The following is a 20,813-nucleotide window of genomic DNA, read 5'->3' as shown; positions in this document are numbered from 1 at the left end:
GGCGCGAGGCGCCGGGCATCCGTAAATGGTCAGGAGACTGACGAGCTTACATCTTCTGGACGTAGGTGTACTTGCCGTCGTCGCCCTTCTTCCATTCGTACATGACGTAGCCGGGCAGCGTCGGGTCGCCCTTGGCGTCATAGGACAGGTCGCCGAGAACGGTCTTGAAGGGGCCGTTTTCATGCAGCGCCTTGGCAACTGCCTGCGGGTCGTTCGACTTGGCAGCGGTCGCTGCTTCCGCGATCGCCTGCACGGCGGCGTAGGAGTAGAGCGTGTAGGCTTCCGGCTCGAAACCCTGCGCGCGGAACTTCTCGACGAGTTCCTTGTTGGCGGGGATCAGGCGCGGATCCGGGCCGAACGTGTTGAGCGTGCCCGCAACTGCGTCGCCAGCGATCGAAGCCAGTTCGTTCGACACGATGCCATCGCCGGAAACCAGCGTCGCCTTGAGGCCCTGGTCGGCCGCCTGACGGATGATCAGGCCGGCTTCGGTGTGCAGGCCGCCCCAATAGATGATGGAAACGCCGGCTTCCTTCATCTTGGCGATCAGCGCCGAGAAGTCCTTGTCGCCGACATTGATGCCTTCATACATGACTTCCGTCACGCCCTTGGCGTTCATCGCCTTCTTGGTTTCGTCGGCAAGGCCCTGACCGTAGGTGGTCTTGTCGTGAACGACAGCGATCTTGGCGTCCTTGAAGTTGGCGGCGAGATACGCGCCGGCAATGCTGCCCTGCTGGTCGTCGCGTCCGCAGGTGCGGAACACGTTCCACAGACCGCGCTCGGTGAATTGCGGGTTGGTCGCGGCCGGCGTCACTTCGACGATGCCGTTTTCCGCATAGACTTCAGATGCCGGGATAGAGACGCCGGAGTTGAAGTGGCCGACCACGAACTTGACGCCGTCGCCGACGAACTTGTTGGCGACCGAGATACCCTGCTTCGGATCGGAGACGTCGTCGCCGACTTCGAGCTTGATCTGCTCGCCGTTGATGCCGCCCTTGGCATTGATGTCGGCGACAGCAGCTTCCGCCCCCTTCTGCAGCTGCGCGCCGAAGGCGGCGTTCGGACCGGTGATCGGGCCCGCGACGCCCATCATTACGTCAGCCCACGCGCTGCCGCCGAACGCGACAAGCGCGGTCAGGGCGACGGCGGACAAAAGTGACTTTTTCATTTAAACGCTCCCATTAACGGAGTGGGCGTGGATGAAGCTTTCATGCGATGCCCACCCTTATCGCAGAAAGCATAGTTTGCCGATTTTCAGGCACTTGTCACGCCGATTCAATTTCGAGGCGGCGTTAATGATGAACGTCAACCTTTCGGTTTCCAGCTCAAGAGTGAAGCTCTTTCGTAGAGCCAATTATACTGTGTCACCATCTGGTTGGTGCGCGTGTATTGATAGCCGACGAAGCCGAGGATCATCAGCACGATGGTGTCGACGACATAATAATGCAGCGAGAACATGGTGCCGCCGAACAGCGCGTGATGGATGAAGCGGATCGCGATGCCGAGGCCCAGCACATAGGCGAACAGCTGGATGAAGCTGCGCCACGTCTGGGCACTGGCCTTGCCCGTCATCCACGCCGCCCAGCCGCCGAGCAGACAGGTGACGAAGAAGAACTGCCAGATCGAGGGTTCCTCGTAAAGAATGCCCTGCATGGTGAAGTCTCCCTAGCATGATCCCGAAAAGTTGCGGACTTTCCGGACAAAGATCATGCGACAAACAAACAATCTGGAGCGGAATAGCGGTGCACGCATTCCGCTTCGAACTCAGTGGTGTCCGCCCTCGAGATAGGCGGCGCGCACTTCCGGATTGGCGAGCAGTTCCTTGCCGGTGCCGCTCATCGTCACATTGCCGTTGACCATGACGTAGCCGCGCGTGGCGAGCTTGAGCGCGCCGAAGGCGTTCTGCTCGACCAGGAACACGGTCAGCCCCTGGGTGCGGTTCAGTTCGCGGATGGCGTCGAAGATCTGTTTGACGATCAGCGGCGCGAGACCCAACGACGGCTCGTCGAGCAAAAGCAGCTTCGGCCGTGCCATCAGCGCGCGTCCGATCGACAGCATCTGCTGCTCACCGCCCGACAGCGTGCCACCGCGCTGGGTGATGCGCTCCTTCAAACGCGGGAACAGCGTGAACACCTTCTCGACGTCCTCGTCATAGTGCTTGAGGTTGTCGAGGCTGGCGCCCATCTGCAGGTTTTCCATCACCGTCATGCGCGGAAAGATCCGCCGGCCCTCGGGCGATTGGGCAATGCGCATGCGCGCGATCTCGTGCGTCGGCATCTGGGTTATGTCGGTGCCGGCAAAGGTGATAGTCCCGGCGCGAGCCCGCGGCGCACCGAAAATAGTCATCATCAGCGTCGACTTGCCGGCGCCATTGGCACCGATCAGCGCCACGATCTCACCCTGCTTGACGGTGACATCGACGCCGTTCAGCGCCCGGATGTTGCCGTAATAGGTCTGCACGCCCTTGATATCGAGCAGCGTTGTCGCGGCCATCACTTGCCCCCTCCACGCTTGCCCGCCACGGGCTTGGCAGCGGTCTTGCTCGCGGTCTTTCCGGAGGCTGCCTTTGCAGTCTTTGCGGAAGCATGGCTCGTCGCCACCTTGCCCGCATCCACGCGGCGCGAAAATTCCGTGTCCCTGCCCTGGCCGAGCAGCCTGGCCTGTTTGACCCATTCCTCGCGCGCGATACGTCCGTCAAAAGCAAGATAGGCTTCGGCGGCCTCGACGTCGGCCTTTTTCCAGGCGCCGATCTGGTCGAAGTGGAAGATGCCGTGATCGTTGAGCTTCTTCTCGTTGACCGTACCGATGCCCTTTATGCGGGTCAAATTGTCGGCCTTGCCGCCGCGAGGCGCAGCCAGCCGGTTGGAGATCTCTCCAGTCTTCGCCGCAGGCTTGGCGGATGCGGTCGACTTCGCCGCCGTGCCGGTTGCCGCCTTCGACGTCGCTTTCGGAGCAGGCTTTGCCTTCGCCGGCGGCACGGCTGCCTGCGAGGCTGCCTTGTTTGCCGCGGCGAGCGACCTGGCGTCGACCTGACCGGCCTTTGACGCTCCCTTGGCCACCGTAACCCGCTCGCCCGAACTATGGCCGACCGTGTCGGTCACCGGCCCGGCGAGATAGGACGACGATGTTCCCGGACCGTGCGCGGCATCCGGCCCCGTATCGAGCTGTTCGATGACATCTTCGTCGCCGACTTCGGTAAGGACCGCTTCGACTTCCTCGTCGTCGACGCCGAGATAGGCGGCGATGACGCGCGGATCGGTGCGCACCGACTGCGGACTGCCGTCGGAGATCTTGCGGCCATACTCCAGCACCACGACATGGTCGGAGATCTGCATGACCACCGACATGTCGTGCTCGATCAACAGGATCGAGGCGCCGGATGTGTTCTTGATGTCGATCAGCAGCTCATTGAGCGCCGCCGATTCCTTCGGATTGAGGCCGGCCGCCGGCTCGTCGAGGCACAGAAGCTCGGGTCCCGTGCACATGGCGCGAGCGATCTCGAGACGGCGCTGCGCGCCATAGGGCAGGTCGCCGGCCGGGTCGTCGGCACGGTCGACAAGATCGGCCTTTTCCAGCCAATGCTTGGCGAGCTCCACCGATTCGGCCGAGGCCTTGCGATAGCCACTGAAGCCGAACAGGCCAAGCACCGTGTAGCCCGATGCCTTCATCAGTTTGTTGTGCTGGGCGACCAGCAGGTTCTCCAGCAGGGTCATGCCGGAGAACAGGCGGATGTTCTGGAAGGTGCGCGCCACCTTGGCGCGCGCCGGGATTTCATGGTTGGGCAGCCGCTCGAGCAGGAAGGTCGAACCATCGTTCCGGTTGAGCGTGATCATGCCTTCCGAGGGCTTGTAGAAGCCGGTGATGCAATTGAACACCGTGGTCTTGCCGGCGCCGTTGGGGCCGATCAGCGCGGTGATCTCGCCGCGCTTGGCGGCGAAAGACAGATCCCCGATGGCCACCAGGCCACCGAACTTCATCGACAGATGATCGACCTGAAGGATAGCGTCGTTCATGCCCGAAGCGGCTTTCTGAACAGGGTTCGCATTCATCAGCCGTGTCCTTCCTTGGTGAAGGAGCTTGAGACGGCCTTTCGCTCCTTCAGGAAGGCGGTTGGTTCACGACTGCCGACGAAGCCGCGCGGCTTCCACAGCATGACGATGACCATGGCCATGCCGAACAGCAGCATGCGGTAGAGTTCCGGTGTGAAGTCCGGTCCGAAGACCTGCTTGAGGAAGTCGAGTTCGCGCAACGCCTCGGTGCCGCCGATCATCACCATTGCGGCGACCGCTATGCCGACCAGCGAGCCCATGCCACCGAGAACCACGATGGCCAGGATAATGGCCGATTCCAGGAAGACGAAGGATTCCGGGCTGACGAAGCCCTGCCGTGCGGCGAAGAATGCGCCGGCGAAGCCGCCGAACATCGCACCCGTGGCAAAGGCCGTAAGCTTCGTGGTGGTGGTGTTGATGCCGAGCGAGCGGCAGGCGATCTCGTCCTCGCGCAACGCTTCCCAGGCACGGCCGACCGGCATGCGCCGCAGCCGGATGGTGACGAAGGCCGTCAGCAGCGCCAGCGCCAGGATCAGGTAATAGAGGAAGATCTTGTAGTAGGCGCTCGATGTCGCCAGATGCAGCACCTTGGCGACGTAATTGGGGTCCGACACGTTGAAGGTCATCAGGCCGAAGAAGGTGACCTTCGGGATGCCGGAAATACCGGCTGAACCGTTGGTGACCTCCCGCCAGTTGATCAGCACCAGGCGGATGATCTCACCGAAAGCCAAGGTGACGATCGCCAGGTAATCGCCGCGCAGGCGCAGCACCGGGAAACCGAGCAGCACGCCCCAGAAGGCGGCCATGGCGCCGGCGGCCGGCAAAAGGATCCAGAACGACAGGCCGTACTGCGTGCCGAGCAGCGCATAGGCATAGGCGCCGACCGCGTAGAAGGCCACATAACCGAGGTCGAGCAGGCCGGCGAGGCCAACGACAATGTTCAGGCCCCAGGCCAGCATCACATAGATCAGGATCTGGATGCCGAAATTGTCGACCCATTTCAGCGAGCCTTGCAGTCCGCCGACAAACGACCAGGACATCAGCGACAGGATCGCCACCACCAGGATCGGATAGAGGATCAGCGCCGCAATGCCGAGTTTGGTGAAGTTGGCATGAATGAAGCCGCGGAAATAATAGATCACGCAGGCCAGCACATAGATGACCGACAAGGCGCGCAGGAACTGCAGATAGCCCGCCGGCTCCGCTCCCACCCATCCGACGAGAGAGCTGTTGACCGCAAACAACACCACCGCCGCGACCAAGGCCACGATGAAGGCCGGCAACTGGAAGAAGCGTGACGCCACGCTGGCCGGCAGCAGGCCGGTGGCGACGTCGGTGATCTTCTGGTTGGCCAGGAAGGGCTGTCCATAGGCGACATAGAGGAAGCGCCCGACAGCCGTGGCGATAACCACGGCGGCAAGCAGGCCCCAGCGTGTCGTCAGGACCAGTTCATTGGAAATGTTCTGGCCGGTCTTCAGGCCGATGAACAGCACGAACAGGCCAAACGATATGGCAGCGGCATAGAGCGCCTCGCGCAACGCGCGCTGCATGGGGGTGGCGACGGTGTCGCGCTCCGGAGATACGGTGACGGCCATGGTCTCAGACCTTTTCGACTTCTGGCCGGCCCAATATGCCGGAAGGCAGGAAGATCAGCACGATGGCCAGGATCGAGAACGCCGCGACATCCTTGTAGTCGATCGAGAAATAGGCCGACCACATGCTCTCGATGAAGCCGATCATCAGCCCGCCTACCACCGCGCCCGGCAGCGAACCGATGCCGCCCAGCACCGCCGCCGTGAAGGCTTTCACGCCCGGCGTGAAACCATCCGAGAAGGCAATGACGCCGTAATACATCAGGAACAAAGTGCCGGCGACCGCGGCAAGGGCCGCACCCATGATGAAGGTGATCGAGATGGTACGGTCGACATCGATGCCGAGCAGCGCCGCCATCTTGCGGTCCTGCTCACAGGCCCGTTGCGCTCGTCCAAGCGAGGTCTTGTTGACCAGATACCAGAACAGCGCCAGCAGCAGCGCCGTGACGACGACAATGATGATCTGCTTCAGCGACACGCTGATGCCGTTGATGTTGTAAACCTGGCTGACCATCGGCGGGATCGGCTTGTTGCGGGGACCCTGCGTCACCTGGACGAAGTTCGACAGCGCGATCGACATGCCGATGGCAGTGATCAGCGGGGCCAGTCGGAACGAACCGCGCAGCGGCCGGTAGGCCACCTTTTCGATCGTCCAGTTGTAGAGGCTGGTGAGCAGCATCGCCACGATCATCATGATCAGCAGCGCCAGCACAACCGGCACGGAATAGAACAGCGCGCCAAGGGCGAGGAAGACGATCAGTGCCGTGAAGGCACCCACCATGAAGATGTCGCCATGGGCGAAATTGATCATACCGATGATGCCGTAGACCATCGTGTAGCCGATCGCGATCAGCCCATAGATCGATCCCAGCGTCAGCCCGTTGATAAGCTGCTGGACAAAGTACTGCATGTGTACATGGCTCCCCTGGAATGTCGCCCATGCAGACGCATTCCTTTTCGTATTTCCCCTAGTCGTAAAGTTTCGAGCCCGGATTGCAACGTCATTTTTCAATCGTCATGCGTGTTTTCGAAGCACGCCGCCCGATTGCCCGTTTTCCATCATCCGACCCCTGGACTATCGCGGACCCTACCATTGGCATAACGCAATGTCTTTGACGATTCGACCGCATCATGCGCCCCGTTTCGAAGAAATCGCCGTCAAAATTAGGTGATGAAAGGAATCCTTGCGTTTTTGGCACGATCCATTTTTCAGGTCGTTGCTTTCCGCAAGGTCAGGATTCCCATCACTTGACAACAAACCCGTGCGCGAACGGGTCGCGGTCGTCGATGAAGATGGTGTTCAGTCCGGTCATGCGCGCCCAGCCGCCGATCGAGGGAATGATGGCCGGCTTGCCGGCCACGCTGACATCCTTTTCGACCTTGCCCTTGAACAGCGAACCGATGATCGATTCATGCACGAAGCTGTCTCCGGCCTTGAGTTTGCCCTTGGCATGAAGCTGCGCCATGCGCGCCGAGGTGCCGGTGCCGCAGGGCGAGCGGTCAATCGCCTTGTCGCCGTAGAACACGGCATTGCGGGCATCCGCCCCATCCACCGTCGGCGCACCGGTCCACAGCATGTGCGACAGCCGGTTGATGCCAGGATTTTCCGGATGCACGAAGGAATATTTCTCGTTGAGCCGCTGCCGCACCACCGGGCTCCAGGCGATGAAGTCGCCCGCCGAATGATCGGCCATGTCGCGATAGTTCTCCTGCGGTTCGACGATGGCGTAGAAGTTGCCGCCATAGGCGACGTCGACGGTGATTTCACCGAGCCCAGGGCATTCGACCGTCAGCCCCTCGGCATGGAGGAAGGATGGCACATTGGTGATGCGCACCTCCTCGACATAGTCGCCGACCTGCTTGTATTCGGCGACGACCAGCCCGGCCGGCGTGTCGAGCCTGAGCACGCCCGGCGTCTTTGGTTTGATCAGTCCGTGCTCGATGGCCATCGTCACCGTACCGATCGTGCCATGGCCGCACATCGGCAGGCAGCCGGAGGTTTCGATGAACAGGATGGCGATGTCGCAATCCTCGCGCGTCGGCGGATAGAGGATCGAACCGGACATCACGTCGTGGCCGCGCGGCTCGAACATCAGCCCGGTGCGGATCCAGTCATACTCGGCCAGAAAATGCGCACGCCGCTCCATCATCGTCGCGCCCTGCAACAGCGGGCCGCCGCCGGCGACCAGCCGCACAGGATTGCCGCAGGTGTGGCCGTCTATGCAGAAGAAGGATTTCTTGGCCATGACGCTCCTCGAAAATCAAAAACCCGAAAAAATCAAAATCGTTGCGGACTGAAGGGGGCCAGATCGATCGGCGGAGTCTGCCCCAGGACAAGATCCCTGATCAACCGTCCGGTGGCCGCCGCCTGGGTCAGGCCGAGATGGCCATGGCCGAAGGCATAGACCACCGACCGCTTTCCCGGCGCGCCGCCGATGACGGGCACTGAATCCGGCAGCGAGGGGCGGAACCCCATCCATTCGCGCCCGCCCGAGGGATCGAGCCCTGGCAGGAATTTCTGTGCCTTCTGCAGCAGCGCCTTCGACCTGGCATAATTGGGCGGCCGCTCGATGCCGCCGAGTTCGACGGCGCCGCCGACGCGCAGGCCCGTTTCGAGCGGCGTGACGACGAAACCATGGCCGGAGAAGATCAGCATCCGCTTCACGTCGAAGGCACTCGTGGGCAAGGTGGTGTTGTAGCCGCGCTCGGTCTCCAGCGGAATGCGATCGCCGAGTTGCTTAGCCAGCAGATGCGACCAGGCGCCGGCGGCGACGACGAGGTGCCGGGCCTGTCTGGTCGTGCCGTCTGCCAACGTCAGCGTCGCTCCATCCTGATCCGCCGCGACTTGGCTGATCCGGACCAGCTCAAAGCGAGCGCCCTTGGCCTGCGCATAGGTCCACACCGCTTTGCCCAGCAGTTTCGGGTCGGCGACCGTCTTCCATCCCGGCACGAACGTGCCTTTGATGAAGCGCGGCGACAGGCCCGGCTGCAAGGCGGCCAGTTCCTCGCCCTCGACGTGGCGGAAACCGATGCCGAAACGCTTACGCGCCGCCCAGCCGGGCAGCCCGGCCTGAAATTCGGCTTCGCTTTCGTAAAGCTCGAGCGAGCCATCCTCGCGCAGCATCGACCGCGTGCCGGAGCGATCGAGCAAGCCCATCCACTCCGCCTCGGCAAGCTTCATCATGCCTGCTTGAGCGGCAAGGCTCGCCTCGTATTTCCCCGGCGCACCGGCGCGCCAGAAGCGGATCAGCCAGGGCAGAAGCGTCGGCAGGTAGGCGGGCGGGATGCTGAGCGGGCCGAGCGGATCGGCCAGCCATTTCGGCAGCTGCCGCATCATGCCCTTGTGCGCCAGCGGCAGCACGTCGGAGAAGGCGAAGGCGGCGGCATTGCCCGAGCTCGTCTCCTCGCAAATGCCTGTGCGATCGAAGACGGTGACCCTGCGTCCCGCCTCAGCGAGAGAAGCAGCGGCACAGATACCGATGATGCCGCCACCGACGATGGCTATGTCCAACCCTTCTCCCCGTTCACGGGGAGAAGGCGCCCGAAGGGCGGATGAGGGGCTGCGCCCCGCTTCTGTCGACCTGGAATTTCCTTGCACGTGGGCGCTGCCCCTTATCTGGCTGCCACCATCTTCTCCCTGCGAACAGGAAAAAGAAGCCTCAGAACTGCGGCAGTGTCGGCCGCACCGCGAGCGCATCCTTGACGATCTTCTCGACGGACTTGCGGCGATCGCCAGACAGCGGCTGTCGCGGCATGCGAACGCGGTCATTTGTGTTGATCGCGAACACTTCGGCAAGCTTGATGTTTTGGACCAGATAGGTCGAGACGTCGAGGTCGAGCAGCGGCCGGAACCAGCGGTAGATGCCGAGCGCCTCTTCGCGGCGACCCTGCTTCATCAGCTGGTAGATGGCGACCGTCTCGCGCGGGAACGCGGTGACCAGTCCGGCCACCCAACCGATGGCGCCGACCGACAGCGCCTCGAAGGCCAGATTGTCGACGCCGGTGAACAGGTCGTAGCGAGTGCCCAGGCGATTGATGATCTCGGTCGAACGACGGATGTCGTCGGAGGATTCCTTGATCGCGACAAAGCGCTCGTCCGACGCCAGCTCCTCCATCTGGTCGACGCTGACGTCGACGCGGTAGGCAAGCCGGTTGGAGTAGATCATGACCGGCAGGTCGCCAGCCTGCGCGACCGCGCGCAGCGCCGCGACCGTCTCTTCCGCATTGGTGTGGTAGATCGGGCTCGGCACGACCATCAGGCCGTTGGCGCCTTCCCGGCTCGCGCGCTTGGCGATGCTGGCCGCCTCGCGTGTGCCGGCCTCGTTGACCGTCAGCAGCACCGGCTTCTTGCCGGCGACCTTTTGTGCGGTCTTCAGCACCTCGATCTTCTCATCGGGCGACAGCATCGGCCCCTCGCCGAGCGATCCGCAAACGATGATGCCGTCGCAGCCAGCTTCCATCTGCAGGTTGAAGCAGCGCTCCATCTCGGCATGATCGAGGCGATCATCCGCGGTGAATTTGGTCGTGACGGCAGGAAAAACTCCGGTCCACATGATCATCTCTCCATCTGATATATCACTGGTATATCTATTAACAAACCCGCTGTCAATGCGGAATCCGTTATGATATATTCAAGATATATCAGGAGAGCGCATTTGATATCCACGGCAGCAAGCACCTCGGCGGAGCCGGCCGCGACTAGGGCCTACCATGTGCTCGAGCACATGATCGTCACGCTCGAACTGGCCCCGGCAAGCTTCGTCACCGAGGGCGCCCTGATCGACAGGCTCGGGCTTGGCAGGACACCGGTGCGCGAGGCGATCCAGCGGCTGGCCTGGGAAGCGCTGCTCGACATCAGGCCGCGCGCCGGCATCGCCATCGCCCCGCTGCATCCCGGCGACTGGCTGCGCGTGCTCGACGCGCGTCGCGGCGTCGAGGTGGTGCTGGCCCGCTCGGCCGCCCGCTTCGTCACCCGCGAGGCCGCCGACCTGTTTCACGAAGCAGCGCTTGCCATGCAGAAAGCGGTGATCTCGGGCAACGTGCTTGCCTTCATTCAGGCCGACAAGGCACTTGACGAAGCGTTGGCACTGGCTGCCGACAATCCCTTCGCCGCCCGTTTGGCCGCCCCGTTGCAGACCCACAGCCGCCGCTTCTGGTTCCGCTACAAGGCCGAGACCGGTCTTGCCGAATCCGCCGAGCACCATGTCGCGCTGATCCGCTCGATCCTTGCCGGCGACGAGGAGGCCGCGGCCAAGGATGCCAAACGCCTGATGGCGCTGCTGCGCGGCCACGCCGAAACGGCGGCGACGCGCTGAGCGTCTTTTAATCCGATGCGCTTTCGTCGCCGGTGCTTCCTCGAAGCTCGGATCACGTCCCTGGCAAGGCAGCCGCCGCCATCAACGAACCGTCCCAGCCTTCGCCCGCCGTGATGACGCAGCTCTGACCATGCGTGTCGGTGGCAAGGATCGTCCAGGTGCCCTGGTCGGAGACGAATATCTCAAGAATGACGCTCGGGTTGACCAGGCCGCGCGCAGCCTCGCTTTCGTGGAATTTTTCCCCGAGCGCTTTGATCATATCCGCACGGGCTGCGCATTGCTCCGCCATCGCCGGGACGGCGGCAAACGCGGAAACCGCCGCGAAAAATAGCGTTGCCACAAGACGGGTCATCTGACACCTCCTTGCGCCAGACGATGTCCCCGAAGCTGTCGCCAGCGCCGTTGCTTGATCTGCCGTACCTCCTTGCGGCAGGACTGCAAACCAAGACGGCAGATGCCCACTTGGTTCCATCACATTAGCGTTCACGCAGATAGGGTCGTCGCCGACCTGCAAAAAAGCCCGGGCGCGAGCGCCCGGGCCTCAAATTCAAAATCAATCTGTTGTCCGGTCAGTTCATCGTCGGGATGACGAATTCGGCACCGTCCTTGATCCCGGACGGCCAGCGCGAGGTCACCGTCTTGGTCTTGGTGTAGAAACGGAACGCGTCCGGGCCGTGCTGGTTGAGGTCGCCGAAGGAAGACGCCTTCCAACCGCCGAAGGTGTAGTAGGCGATCGGCACCGGGATCGGCACATTGATGCCGACCATGCCGACCTGGACACGGCTTGCGAAATCGCGCGCGGCATCGCCGTCACGAGTGAAGATGGCGACGCCATTGCCCATCTCATGGTCGTTGGCGAGCTTGATCGCGCTCTCATAGGTCGGCGCGCGCACAACCGACAGCACCGGCCCAAAGATCTCTTCCTTGTAGATGCGCATGTCCGCGGTGACGTTGTCGAACAGGCAGCCGCCCATATAGTAGCCGTCTTCATAGCCCTGCATGGAGAAGCCGCGGCCGTCGACGACCAGCTTGGCGCCTTCCTTGACGCCGGTGTCGACATAGCCCTTGACCCGCTCCAGGGCTTGGCGCGTCACCAGCGGGCCGAAATCGGCGGAAGAGTCGGTCGAAGGACCGACCTTCAGGCTTTCGACGCGCGGGATCAGCTTTTCCATCAGCCGGTTGGCGGTGTCGTTGCCGACCGGGACGGCAACCGAGATCGCCATGCAGCGTTCGCCGGCCGAGCCGTAGCCGGCGCCGATCAGCGCGTCGACCGTCTGGTCCATGTCGGCATCGGGCATGATGATCATGTGGTTCTTGGCGCCGCCGAAGCACTGCACGCGCTTGCCGGCGGCCGTGCCGCGCGAATAGATGTAGTGGGCGATCGGCGTCGAGCCGACAAAGCCGATGGCCTTGATGTCGGGATCGTCGAGGATGGCGTCGACCACGTCCTTGTCGCCATTGACAACATTGAGGATGCCCGCTGGCAGGCCAGCTTCGAGGAACAGTTCGGCGATGCGCATCGGCACGCCCGGATCGCGCTCCGACGGCTTCAGGATGAAGGCGTTGCCGCAGGCGATGGCCGGCGCGATCTTCCACAGCGGGATCATTGCCGGGAAGTTGAACGGCGTGATGCCGGCGACGACGCCGAGCGGCTGGCGCATCGAATAGACGTCGATGCCGGGGCCGGCGCCGTCGGTGAATTCACCCTTCATCATGTGCGGCGCGCCGATGCAGACTTCGACCACTTCGAGGCCGCGCTGGATGTCGCCCTTGGCGTCGGCGATCGTCTTGCCATGCTCGCGCGCCAGGATGTCGGCCAGTTCGTCATAGTCGCGGGCGACCAGTTCGAGAAACTTCATCAGCACGCGCACGCGACGCTGCGGGTTGGTTGCGGCCCATTTCGGCTGCGCAGCCTTGGCGTTCTCCACCGCAGCGCGCAGTTCCGCCTGTGATGCCAGCGCCACCGTGCCGCGCACGGAGCCATCCATCGGCTGCATGACATCCTGCTTGCGGCCGCTGGTCCCGGCGACGTGCTTGCCGCCGATGAAATGACCATAGTCGATCATGATTTCTCTCCCTTATTTGTGATGCTGCATTGTCCGCCTTTGGCCGGCGGATGGCAACGCGACGGAGAACGCAACCGTTGTGCGGAAAGTAGATAGCGGTTGACGGACGAGCATCAATTCTCGCAAATGCGGAGACCCCGTCTGATAGCAGCAGGGATTGAGAGATTGAGTTCCCACCACAGGACGCGGCGTCAGCGATTGTCATCTGGACCATCCCCATGAACTGGGATGACGTCCGCATCTTCCTTGCCGTGGCGCGTGCCGGCCAGATCCTTGGCGCCGCCAAACGGCTGGAGCTCAACCACGCCACCGTCTCACGCCGCATCGCCGCACTCGAGGATGCGCTGCGGACAAAGCTGTTTCGCCGGCTGACCACCGGCAGCGAGCTGACTCCCGCCGGCGAGCGCTTCCTCGACATTGCCGAGCGCATGGAGGGCGACATGATCGCCGCGCGCTCGACCATATCAGGCGAAGGCGACGATGTTTCCGGCACGGTGCGCATCGGCGCCCCGGACGGCTTTGGCGTCGCCTTCCTGGCCAATCGCCTTGGCGTGCTGACCGCCCTGCACCGCGAACTGACGATCCAGCTTGTGCCGGTGCCGCGCTCCTTCTCCCTGTCGCGCCGCGAGGCGGACATCGCCATCACTGTCGAGCGGCCGACCGAAGGCCGGCTGGTGGCGGGAAAGCTGGTCGACTATTCGCTCGGCCTGTTTGCCTCGCGCGCTTATGTCGATGCCAATGGTCTGCCCAAAACAGCGGCCGAACTCGGCCAGCACACCCTTATCGGCTATGTGCCGGATCTCATTGTCAGCCCTTCGCTCGACTACGCGGCCGAATTCAGCGCGGACTGGCGCACCAGTTTCGCCATCTCCTCGGCGCTCGGCCAGGCCGAAGCAGTGCGCTCGGGCGCCGGCATCGGCATCCTGCACACCTTCGTCGCCCGCTCGATGCCGGAACTCGTGCCGGTCGATGTCGTGGCACCCATCCGCCGCGCCTACTGGCTGGTCTATCACGAATCGGTCAGGCCACTGCGCCGCGTCCAGATCGTCGCCAGCTTCATCACCAAGATGGTGGAGCGGGAGCGGAACCTGTTCGTCTGAGGCATGTCGCCCAAAACTGATCTCGGTTTTGGGCGAACGACATGCATAAACTAAGACGCTAAAGCGCATCGCATGAATCCGATCAAACGCGATACGCTTTGGCCGTGCCGCCTTTTCCTTGCCACAAAACCGGCCAGTGTGGCATCAGGCGTGCGGTCGCCGGCCACGGGCAGGTCGCCGGGTGGGGAACCTTTCAGAAAGCTGGCGCGGATAGACATGCGAGCCGTTCTTGCCATCCTGCCGCTGCTTTTCATTTCCGCTTGCGCCAATCCGTGGACGAAGGTTCCGGAGGCCGAACTGCCCAAACCGATCCGCTACGCCATGGCGCGGCCTTCGCCTTTCGTCTTCGGCAATTATTGCGGCCCCGGCACCCGCACCGGCGATCTGTCGGCCCGGCCGGTCGACCGCCTCGACGCGGCCTGCCAGACGCATGACGCCTGTTACATCGCCCGCCACAACCATTGCGACTGCGACGGCGCCCTGGTCGCCTCGGCGAAAGCGATCCGTGACGACAACGCAACGCCGCGCAAGATGCGCGGCGAGGCCGAACTGCTGATCGCCACCTTTGCCATCCCCGTCTGCAAGGTCTTCCCGCAGGGTTTCATGCCGCCGCGCGATCCGGCGCAATTGAGTGCCCTGAAGACCGGAGCTGCCGGGTGAAGGGTCGCGCATTCATCGCCGTCGTTCTGTTCGGGCTGGCTGTCCTTGCCGGCTGTGCCGGCACTGGTCGCAATGCCTGCGATCTCCTGCAAGGCCAGAGCGCTTGCGCGCGACCCGCGCTCTCCGCGGAGACAGCTGGGCCACGGATCGTCGCCGCGCAGTTTTTCGGCGACGCCGGCACCAGCGACTACGAAAAACGCTTCCTGGCGCTGCTCGCCCGCCATCAGCTTGGCGCCATGGACCGCGCCAACGGCACCGGCCCTTTCGGCCACGACCGCCATGAGATCGCCAACAGCGATTTCCAGGCGACCTACCGGACGCTGCAAAAACTCGCCGGGCCGGTCGCCGAAACGCATCTGCCGCCAGCCGGCGCCAACAGCGGCGAGGGTCATTTTGACGGACGCTGGCGGGTGTCGCGACAGACGCTCTACATCGATGCGGCGGCGCGGCCTTCGGCGCCCAAGACCTTCGATTTCTCCGGCCTGCAAGCGCGCAGCGTCGAGATCGTGCTGCGCCAGGCCGGCAAGCAACCGGCCGACATCGAAGGCGTCTGCGACGGCACGCTGGCGATCCGTGCCGGCGGCGCTTCACGCACCATCGCCACGGGCACGGCATTTCGCTTTCGCCTGTCCGGCGAGGACGATACGGTCAGCCTGTTTCCAAGTGACGGCCTGAACCGCTGCGCGGCAAGAATCCGCTCCAGCCTTGCTCCGGCCGGCGCGCCGCTCACCATCCGACGCGAAGAGACCGCCGATCCGGCGCTTGCCGCTTTCGACAGTCGCTACGAGCGTTGCCCGACGCCAGACCCAACCGGCCTCGATCCTCTCAGCCGCGCCTTCTATGCCAGCCGTTGGCTGTCGCAGACCTGTGCCTTGCCGATCGGAAAGCCGCGCCTGCTGCGCAAATCGCGCGATGGCTTCAACGCCAAGGTCGAGGCGCTGATGGGAGCGCCGCTGTCCGACAGCGCCATCGACAAGGGCGACCCGGAGCTGCCGCTCGACTTCTCCAGGGCCCCAAAACTGAAGCTGATCTATCTGTCATCCCTGGAGTTCAAGGCCGACTTCTCCGGCCGCATCATCGAACGGCTGATCCGTCATCATGCAGCCCTCGGCACCAAGGTGCGCATCCTGGTCACCGACGTGCTGGAGCGCGACAAGGACGACGCCATGCTGCATCGGCTGGCGACCGAATTCCCCAATGTCGGGCTGCAGGAATATCGCTGGCGGGCGGACCGGGGCGCGCCGATCGACGAGCAGATTTCACAATTGCACAAGGTCCATCACGTCAAGATGCTGGCGACGCTTGCCGACGATCCACGGCAGTCGCGCGCCATCATCGGCGGCCGCAACATCCATGACGGCTTCCTGTTCCACCAGCCGATCGATCTGTCGCGCTATCCAGACCTTGAGCAATACGGCAAGACCGACGGGTTCTCGCTGAACTACTATTCGAACTGGAGCGACTTCGACATCGAGTTCGCCGATCCGGCCACGGTCGAGACCCTTGCCGCGCATCTTTCGACAGTGTGGCTGCGCGACGCCGACACCAATCTGGCGCGCCCCTTCTCCATTCCGGCCCGGTCCGCCGGCGGCCGCCCCTCAGGCACGGCGCGGCACTTCATTTCGGTGCCCTACGAGGATGGCCATGCGCTGGAGGATTATTTCGTCGAGCTGGTCGACGCCGCCCGGCACCATATCCAGATCGTCAACCCCTATCTCAACCTGACGCCCAAGCTTGCCCAGGCTGTTGACCGGGCGCTCGCGCGCGGCGTCAGGATCGACATTGTCGGCCGCATCGATCTCAAGGGCGATATCGGCGGCAAGTTCCTCACCGCGCTCAACAAGCTGTTCGTCGAGAAATATGGCGACCGCATCAACATCCGCGAGTTCAAGGCGCCTGACGTGGTGCTGCATTCCAAGATCATGATGATCGACGAAAGGCTGGTCGCCATCTCGTCGGTCAACCTCAACAACCGCAGCTTCTTCCACGACAGTGAGAACGGCATGATGGTGCTCGATCCGGCCTTCTACACCAGGATGAAGCCGATCTATGACGACTATGTCGCCCACTCCAATCCGGTCGCCACCAATGTGACGATCCCATGGGCCTACCGGCTGCTGTTCGACGAGGACTGGGTCCGGCAGGCGTTCTGACTCTCTACCGCAGATAACGCTCCTGCGCGAGGTCGCGGACGTCGATGTCAGGCACCCGGCTGGAGATGATGTCGGCCAGCACCTTGCCCGAGCCGCAAGCCATGGTCCAGCCGAGCGTGCCGTGGCCGGTGTTGAGATAGAGATTGGAAAGCTCGGTGCGGCCGATCAGCGGCGGGCCATCCGGCGTCATCGGCCGCAGCCCGCACCAGAACGTCGCGTCCCGCATCGCGCCGGCGCCCGGAAAGAGATCGCCGACCGAGTGTTCCAGCGTGCGCCGCCGCGATTCGTGCAGCCTGAGGTCGAAGCCGGAAATCTCGGCCGTACCGCCAACCCGGATGCGGTCGCCAAGCCGGGTGATCGCCACCTTGTAGGTCTCGTCCATCACCGTCGAGACCGGCGCCGCCGCCGCGTCCTTGATCGGCACGGTGATCGAATAGCCCTTGACCGGATAGACCGGGATCGGCCGCTTCACCCGGCGCATGAAACCCGCCGAATAACTGCCCAGCGCCATCACATAGGCGTCGGCGGTCTTCCAGCCCTTGCTGGTGCTGAGATTGGCAATGCGGTTGCGGCTGCGGATGACGCGCCAGATCGTCACGTCGTACTCGAACTTGACGCCGCGCGCCACGCAAAGCTCGGCCAGCCTGTCGGTGAACATCTTGCAGTCGCCGGTCTCGTCGTGCGGCAGCCTGAGGCCGCCGACGAACTTTTCGCGCACCCCGGCAAGGCCAGGCTCAGCCGCGATGCAACCGTCCTGGTCGAGGATCTCGTAAGGCACGCCATACTTCTTCAGCACCTCGACATCGCCGCCGGTGCCGTCAAGCTGCTTTTGCGTCCGGAACAGCTGCAGCGTGCCCTGGGTCCGCTCGTCATAGGCGATGCCGGTCGCTTCGCGCAGCGCCTTGAGCGTATCGCGGCTGTATTCGGCCAGCGGCACCATGCGCGCCTTGTTGATCGCATAGCGCTCGGCCGTGCAGTTGCGCAGCATCTTGATGAGCCATGTCCACATATGCGGATCGAAGGCCGGCCGCACCACCAGCGGGCCATGCTTCATCAGCAGCCATTTGATCGCCTTCAGCGGAATGCCGGGACCGGCCCAGGGCGAGGCGTAGCCGGGCGAAATTTCGCCGGCATTGGCGAAGCTGGTTTCCAGCGCCGGGCCTTTCTGGCGGTCGAGAACCGTCACCTCGTGGCCGGCCTCGGCGAGAAAGTACGCCGTGGTCACTCCGATGACGCCGCCGCCCAGCACCATGATCTTCATCGTTCACTCCTTGCCGCGTCGCACGCCCTTGAGGACGCCTGGACGCGGCGCATTTCCGATTTGCGCATGATCCCCGGCGAAAATCGATGCCGATTTTCGAGATCATGCAGTGTTGCCTGTTCACGCCGCCGCAGGACCGGGGTCGTCATCCCCTGTCTGCCGCATTCCGGCCCTTTCGCCAAGGGGCCGCCAATCGGCTGCGGCGCTGTAGACAAGGGTGAGCCCATGCGGCCTTCGCGCCTCGGCCTGGGATTTCTCCCTAACGGCACGCCGCGCGGCCTCCGGCTGGTAGAGCACGGTCGCGATCAGGACCGACTCCCGCCTGCCGTCGGCCTGTTCGATCCACGCAGTCTGGCCCTCGGCCATGCCGAGCATGCAAAGCCCCCGCCTTGTCATGATCGACAGGCTGGAGCCGACCGGGCCGCGCACCTCGTTCTGCACCAGGGTCCGGGTCTGGGCGGGGCCGGCATCGACACGGAATACCAGCCTGCTGTTCAGCGTCACGATATCGGATCCGACCGAATCGATCGCGACGACCTCGGCCTTGGAAAGCTTGTCTTCAAGCATTGGAACAATCGGATCCGCGAAAGCCCGCCGACGCTCCAACATGATTTCGAGGACGGCGAAGTCCTTTGTCGTCAGCTGGAAATTCGCGCCTGTCATCGCCGTCTCCATGATCAAGACCCCTCCCGCCCGCAGGCCGGCGTATCGACCACTTCGATGGTCGCCGACAGTTCCCGGCCGCCACGGCTGCTCCAGCACACCGTCTGCCCAGCGGTCGCGCCGATGAGCGCCGTCCCCATCGGCGTCAGCACCGAGATCCTGTTTTCACTGATGTCTGCTTCGCCGGGATAGACCAGCGTGACGCGCTGGATGTTGCCGCCATCGTTGCGGATTGTCACCGCCGAGCCCATCCGCACCACATTGGCCGGCATGGAAGCCGCCGCCGTGACAACGGCACGGTCCATCTCCGAAAGCAATTCTTCGGCCGTCTCGGGCACGCGGTCGAGCGACGCCCGCGCCAGGCCCGTCAGCCTATGATGGTCGGCATCGGTGACCAGAAGCCGGCTCGGTGGACGCAATCCTGTTGCATGTTGCATGGCAAACCTCATGACTTGGCGCATCGAACAGACGCGCGCCTGCCGCCGCGCAAACGGTGGCTTGATGAAAAACCGGCAGCCGCGAAGCTGTCTGGCTCGGGAATGATAATGTCAGGTAGAAATGCCCCGGTTCGGACGGACGCCAAAAGGCGACCGCGCCGGGGCTACGATCCCGCGATCGGGCAGACCCTGAACAAGGTTCTGATATAAGCTGGGTTGCTCATGCATGGAGCCTTGCCGACAGGCGTCCGCTTGTCAAGCGCGGCCAAACCGCTCAACCGCCGACATAGCGCCGGTGGAAGCGCGGGCCGAGGCTGGTCAGGATCTCGTAGCCGATGGTGCCGGCATGGCCGGCGGCGTCATCGACGCTTTGCGAGGGACCGAGCAGTTCGACCAGATCACCCTCGCGCAGCCTGCCGCCCGGCAGGGCGGAAATGTCGAGAATGATCGAATCCATCGACACCCGCCCGACGAAAGGTAGCCGCACGCCCTCGAACCAGGCGGCGGACGCGGCACGGCGTTGCCAGCCATCAGCGTAGCCGAACGAAATCGTCGCCAGCCTGAGCGGGCCTTGCGCATGATAGGTGTGGCCATAGCCGACGCCGGCGCCCTTTTCGACGCTGCGCGTCTGTGCCACCTTTGCCTGCAGCCGCACCACCGGCAGCATCGGATTGGACTTTGGCGGCGTCGGATTGATGCCGTAGAGGGCGGCACCGGGGCGGGCGAGATCGTAGTGAAAGGACGGCCCAAGAAAGATGCCGGAGGAATTGGTCAGCGAGGCCGGTGCCGCCGGCAGCATCTTGCGCAGCTGCTCGAATGCCAGTCGCTGCTTCTCATTGGCCGGATGCTCCGGCTCGTCGGCGCAGGCCAGATGGCTCATCACGTAACGGATGTCGATGCCGTCGAAAGCCTGCGGATCGGCGGCGATGCGATCCACATCCCGAGGCGCCATGCCGAGCCGCGACATGCCGCTGTCGACCTGGACCGCGGCCGGCAGTTTTCGGCCGGCGCGGCGGGCCGCAGCACGCCAGGCTGCCAGTTGCTCGTGGCTGTTGATAACAACGCAAAGGTTTGCTGCCACAGCGTCCGGCTCGGCACCGGGCGGAATGCCGTTCAACACGAAAATGGCAGGGTCCGCCCCAAGCGAGCGGCGCAGGGCGACGCCTTCGCCCAGAAGCGCAACGAAGAAGATATCGCAGCCTTCGCGCAGCAGTGCCGCCCCGACCTGGCCGGCGCCAAGGCCGTAGCCGTCCGCCTTGAGCACACCAGCGCAGGCAACATCGCCCAACCGCGCCTTCAGCCGCCGGTAGTTTTCACGGATTGCACCGAGATCGATGGTGAGGATGGCCCCAGCCGCCACTTCGCTCGTGGCGGTGACCTCTTCTGGCGGCGATTTTTGGAGGGCGTCGTTCATGGCGACCGTTCTTGTGGTGGATGGGTTAGTCAGTAGTCAGTAGAAATTGGCGCGGACCGCAACAGAACATTCAACCCTACTCCCCTACTCCCCTACTCCCCTACTC

General features: G+C 63.5%; 19 protein-coding genes. 4 read left to right on the top strand and 15 right to left on the bottom strand.

What is annotated here, in order from left to right:
* Positions 1-46: 46 nt before the first annotated feature.
* The 9 genes from EN955_RS18330 to EN955_RS18290 form a co-directional block, all read right to left on the bottom strand.
* Positions 47-1,165, bottom strand: a complete 1,119-nt coding sequence (locus EN955_RS18330; RefSeq protein WP_013529097.1) for a branched-chain amino acid ABC transporter substrate-binding protein — start codon at positions 1,163-1,165, stop codon at positions 47-49.
* Positions 1,166-1,302: 137 nt separating this feature from the next.
* Positions 1,303-1,650: a DUF6867 family protein gene (locus tag EN955_RS18325; protein ID WP_013529096.1), complete on the bottom strand. Its 348-nt coding sequence runs from the start codon at positions 1,648-1,650 to the stop codon at positions 1,303-1,305.
* A 111-nt stretch (positions 1,651-1,761) separates the two neighbouring features.
* Positions 1,762-2,490 carry an ABC transporter ATP-binding protein gene (locus EN955_RS18320; RefSeq protein ID WP_013529095.1) on the bottom strand — a complete coding sequence of 243 codons (729 nt, stop codon included), beginning with the start codon at positions 2,488-2,490 and terminating at the stop codon, positions 1,762-1,764.
* Positions 2,490-4,046 carry an ATP-binding cassette domain-containing protein gene (locus EN955_RS18315; RefSeq protein ID WP_013529094.1) on the bottom strand — a complete coding sequence of 519 codons (1,557 nt, stop codon included), beginning with the start codon at positions 4,044-4,046 and terminating at the stop codon, positions 2,490-2,492. Before EN955_RS18315 ends, EN955_RS18320 begins: the two co-directional genes overlap by 1 nt.
* Complete coding sequence (gene livM / locus EN955_RS18310) at positions 4,046-5,641, bottom strand: high-affinity branched-chain amino acid ABC transporter permease LivM (protein ID WP_013529093.1); 1,596 nt, start codon at positions 5,639-5,641, stop codon at positions 4,046-4,048. The genes EN955_RS18315 and livM overlap by 1 nt, the downstream gene beginning before the upstream one ends.
* A 4-nt stretch (positions 5,642-5,645) precedes the next feature.
* Positions 5,646-6,548 (bottom strand): branched-chain amino acid ABC transporter permease, encoded by a 903-nt coding sequence (locus EN955_RS18305; RefSeq protein WP_013529092.1) that lies wholly within the window; start codon positions 6,546-6,548, stop codon positions 5,646-5,648.
* A gap of 334 nt (positions 6,549-6,882) precedes the next feature.
* A complete protein-coding gene (locus EN955_RS18300; protein WP_013529091.1) occupies positions 6,883-7,884 on the bottom strand; it encodes a 4-hydroxyproline epimerase in 1,002 nt (333 codons plus the stop codon).
* Positions 7,885-7,916: 32 nt separating this feature from the next.
* Positions 7,917-9,149: an FAD-binding oxidoreductase gene (locus EN955_RS18295; RefSeq protein ID WP_081714252.1), complete on the bottom strand. Its 1,233-nt coding sequence runs from the start codon at positions 9,147-9,149 to the stop codon at positions 7,917-7,919.
* A gap of 148 nt (positions 9,150-9,297) precedes the next feature.
* Positions 9,298-10,191, bottom strand: a complete 894-nt coding sequence (locus tag EN955_RS18290) for a dihydrodipicolinate synthase family protein (RefSeq protein WP_024502892.1) — start codon at positions 10,189-10,191, stop codon at positions 9,298-9,300.
* Between the two features lie 69 nt (positions 10,192-10,260).
* Here EN955_RS18290 and EN955_RS18285 point away from each other — a divergent pair, with 69 nt between their 5' ends.
* Positions 10,261-10,953 carry a GntR family transcriptional regulator gene (locus EN955_RS18285; protein ID WP_050580451.1) on the top strand — a complete coding sequence of 231 codons (693 nt, stop codon included), beginning with the start codon at positions 10,261-10,263 and terminating at the stop codon, positions 10,951-10,953.
* Between the two features lie 52 nt (positions 10,954-11,005).
* Here the strand turns inward: EN955_RS18285 and EN955_RS18280 are convergent, their stop codons facing one another.
* Together EN955_RS18280 and EN955_RS18275 are read right to left on the bottom strand one after the other, a co-directional pair.
* Positions 11,006-11,305, bottom strand: a complete 300-nt coding sequence (locus tag EN955_RS18280; protein WP_024502890.1) for a hypothetical protein — start codon at positions 11,303-11,305, stop codon at positions 11,006-11,008.
* A 217-nt stretch (positions 11,306-11,522) separates the two neighbouring features.
* On the bottom strand, positions 11,523-13,019 hold the full coding sequence (locus EN955_RS18275; RefSeq protein ID WP_013529086.1) for a CoA-acylating methylmalonate-semialdehyde dehydrogenase: 1,497 nt from the start codon (positions 13,017-13,019) through the stop codon (positions 11,523-11,525).
* 218 nt (positions 13,020-13,237) lie between these two features.
* Here EN955_RS18275 and EN955_RS18270 point away from each other — a divergent pair, with 218 nt between their 5' ends.
* From EN955_RS18270 to EN955_RS18260, 3 genes are all read left to right on the top strand, one after another.
* The gene (locus EN955_RS18270) at positions 13,238-14,119 is read left to right on the top strand and encodes a LysR family transcriptional regulator (RefSeq protein ID WP_024502889.1); all 882 of its coding nucleotides are present in this window, start codon (positions 13,238-13,240) and stop codon (positions 14,117-14,119) included.
* A 216-nt stretch (positions 14,120-14,335) separates the two neighbouring features.
* Positions 14,336-14,779, top strand: a complete 444-nt coding sequence (locus EN955_RS18265; RefSeq protein WP_024502888.1) for a hypothetical protein — start codon at positions 14,336-14,338, stop codon at positions 14,777-14,779.
* Positions 14,776-16,932, top strand: coding sequence for a phospholipase D-like domain-containing protein (locus EN955_RS18260; protein ID WP_024502887.1), 2,157 nt, complete (start codon positions 14,776-14,778; stop codon positions 16,930-16,932). The genes EN955_RS18265 and EN955_RS18260 overlap by 4 nt, the downstream gene beginning before the upstream one ends.
* A 4-nt stretch (positions 16,933-16,936) precedes the next feature.
* Here the strand turns inward: EN955_RS18260 and EN955_RS18255 are convergent, their stop codons facing one another.
* The 4 genes from EN955_RS18255 to alr form a co-directional block, all read right to left on the bottom strand.
* Entirely contained in the window at positions 16,937-18,193 is a 1,257-nt protein-coding gene (locus tag EN955_RS18255) for a D-amino acid dehydrogenase (RefSeq protein WP_024502886.1), read from the bottom strand.
* 120 nt (positions 18,194-18,313) lie between these two features.
* Positions 18,314-18,868: a nucleoside-diphosphate kinase gene (locus tag EN955_RS18250; protein ID WP_081714251.1), complete on the bottom strand. Its 555-nt coding sequence runs from the start codon at positions 18,866-18,868 to the stop codon at positions 18,314-18,316.
* A 2-nt stretch (positions 18,869-18,870) separates the two neighbouring features.
* Entirely contained in the window at positions 18,871-19,293 is a 423-nt protein-coding gene (gene rnk, locus EN955_RS18245) for a nucleoside diphosphate kinase regulator (RefSeq protein WP_024502884.1), read from the bottom strand.
* 274 nt (positions 19,294-19,567) lie between these two features.
* A complete protein-coding gene (gene alr, locus EN955_RS18240; protein ID WP_024502883.1) occupies positions 19,568-20,707 on the bottom strand; it encodes an alanine racemase in 1,140 nt (379 codons plus the stop codon).
* Positions 20,708-20,813: the final 106 nt, after the last annotated feature.

The sequence above is a fragment of the Mesorhizobium sp. M7A.F.Ca.CA.001.04.2.1 genome (assembly GCF_003998485.1).
Classification (GTDB): Bacteria; Pseudomonadota; Alphaproteobacteria; order Rhizobiales; family Rhizobiaceae; genus Mesorhizobium; species Mesorhizobium ciceri.
This window is presented reverse-complemented; position numbering and strand designations above follow the sequence as displayed.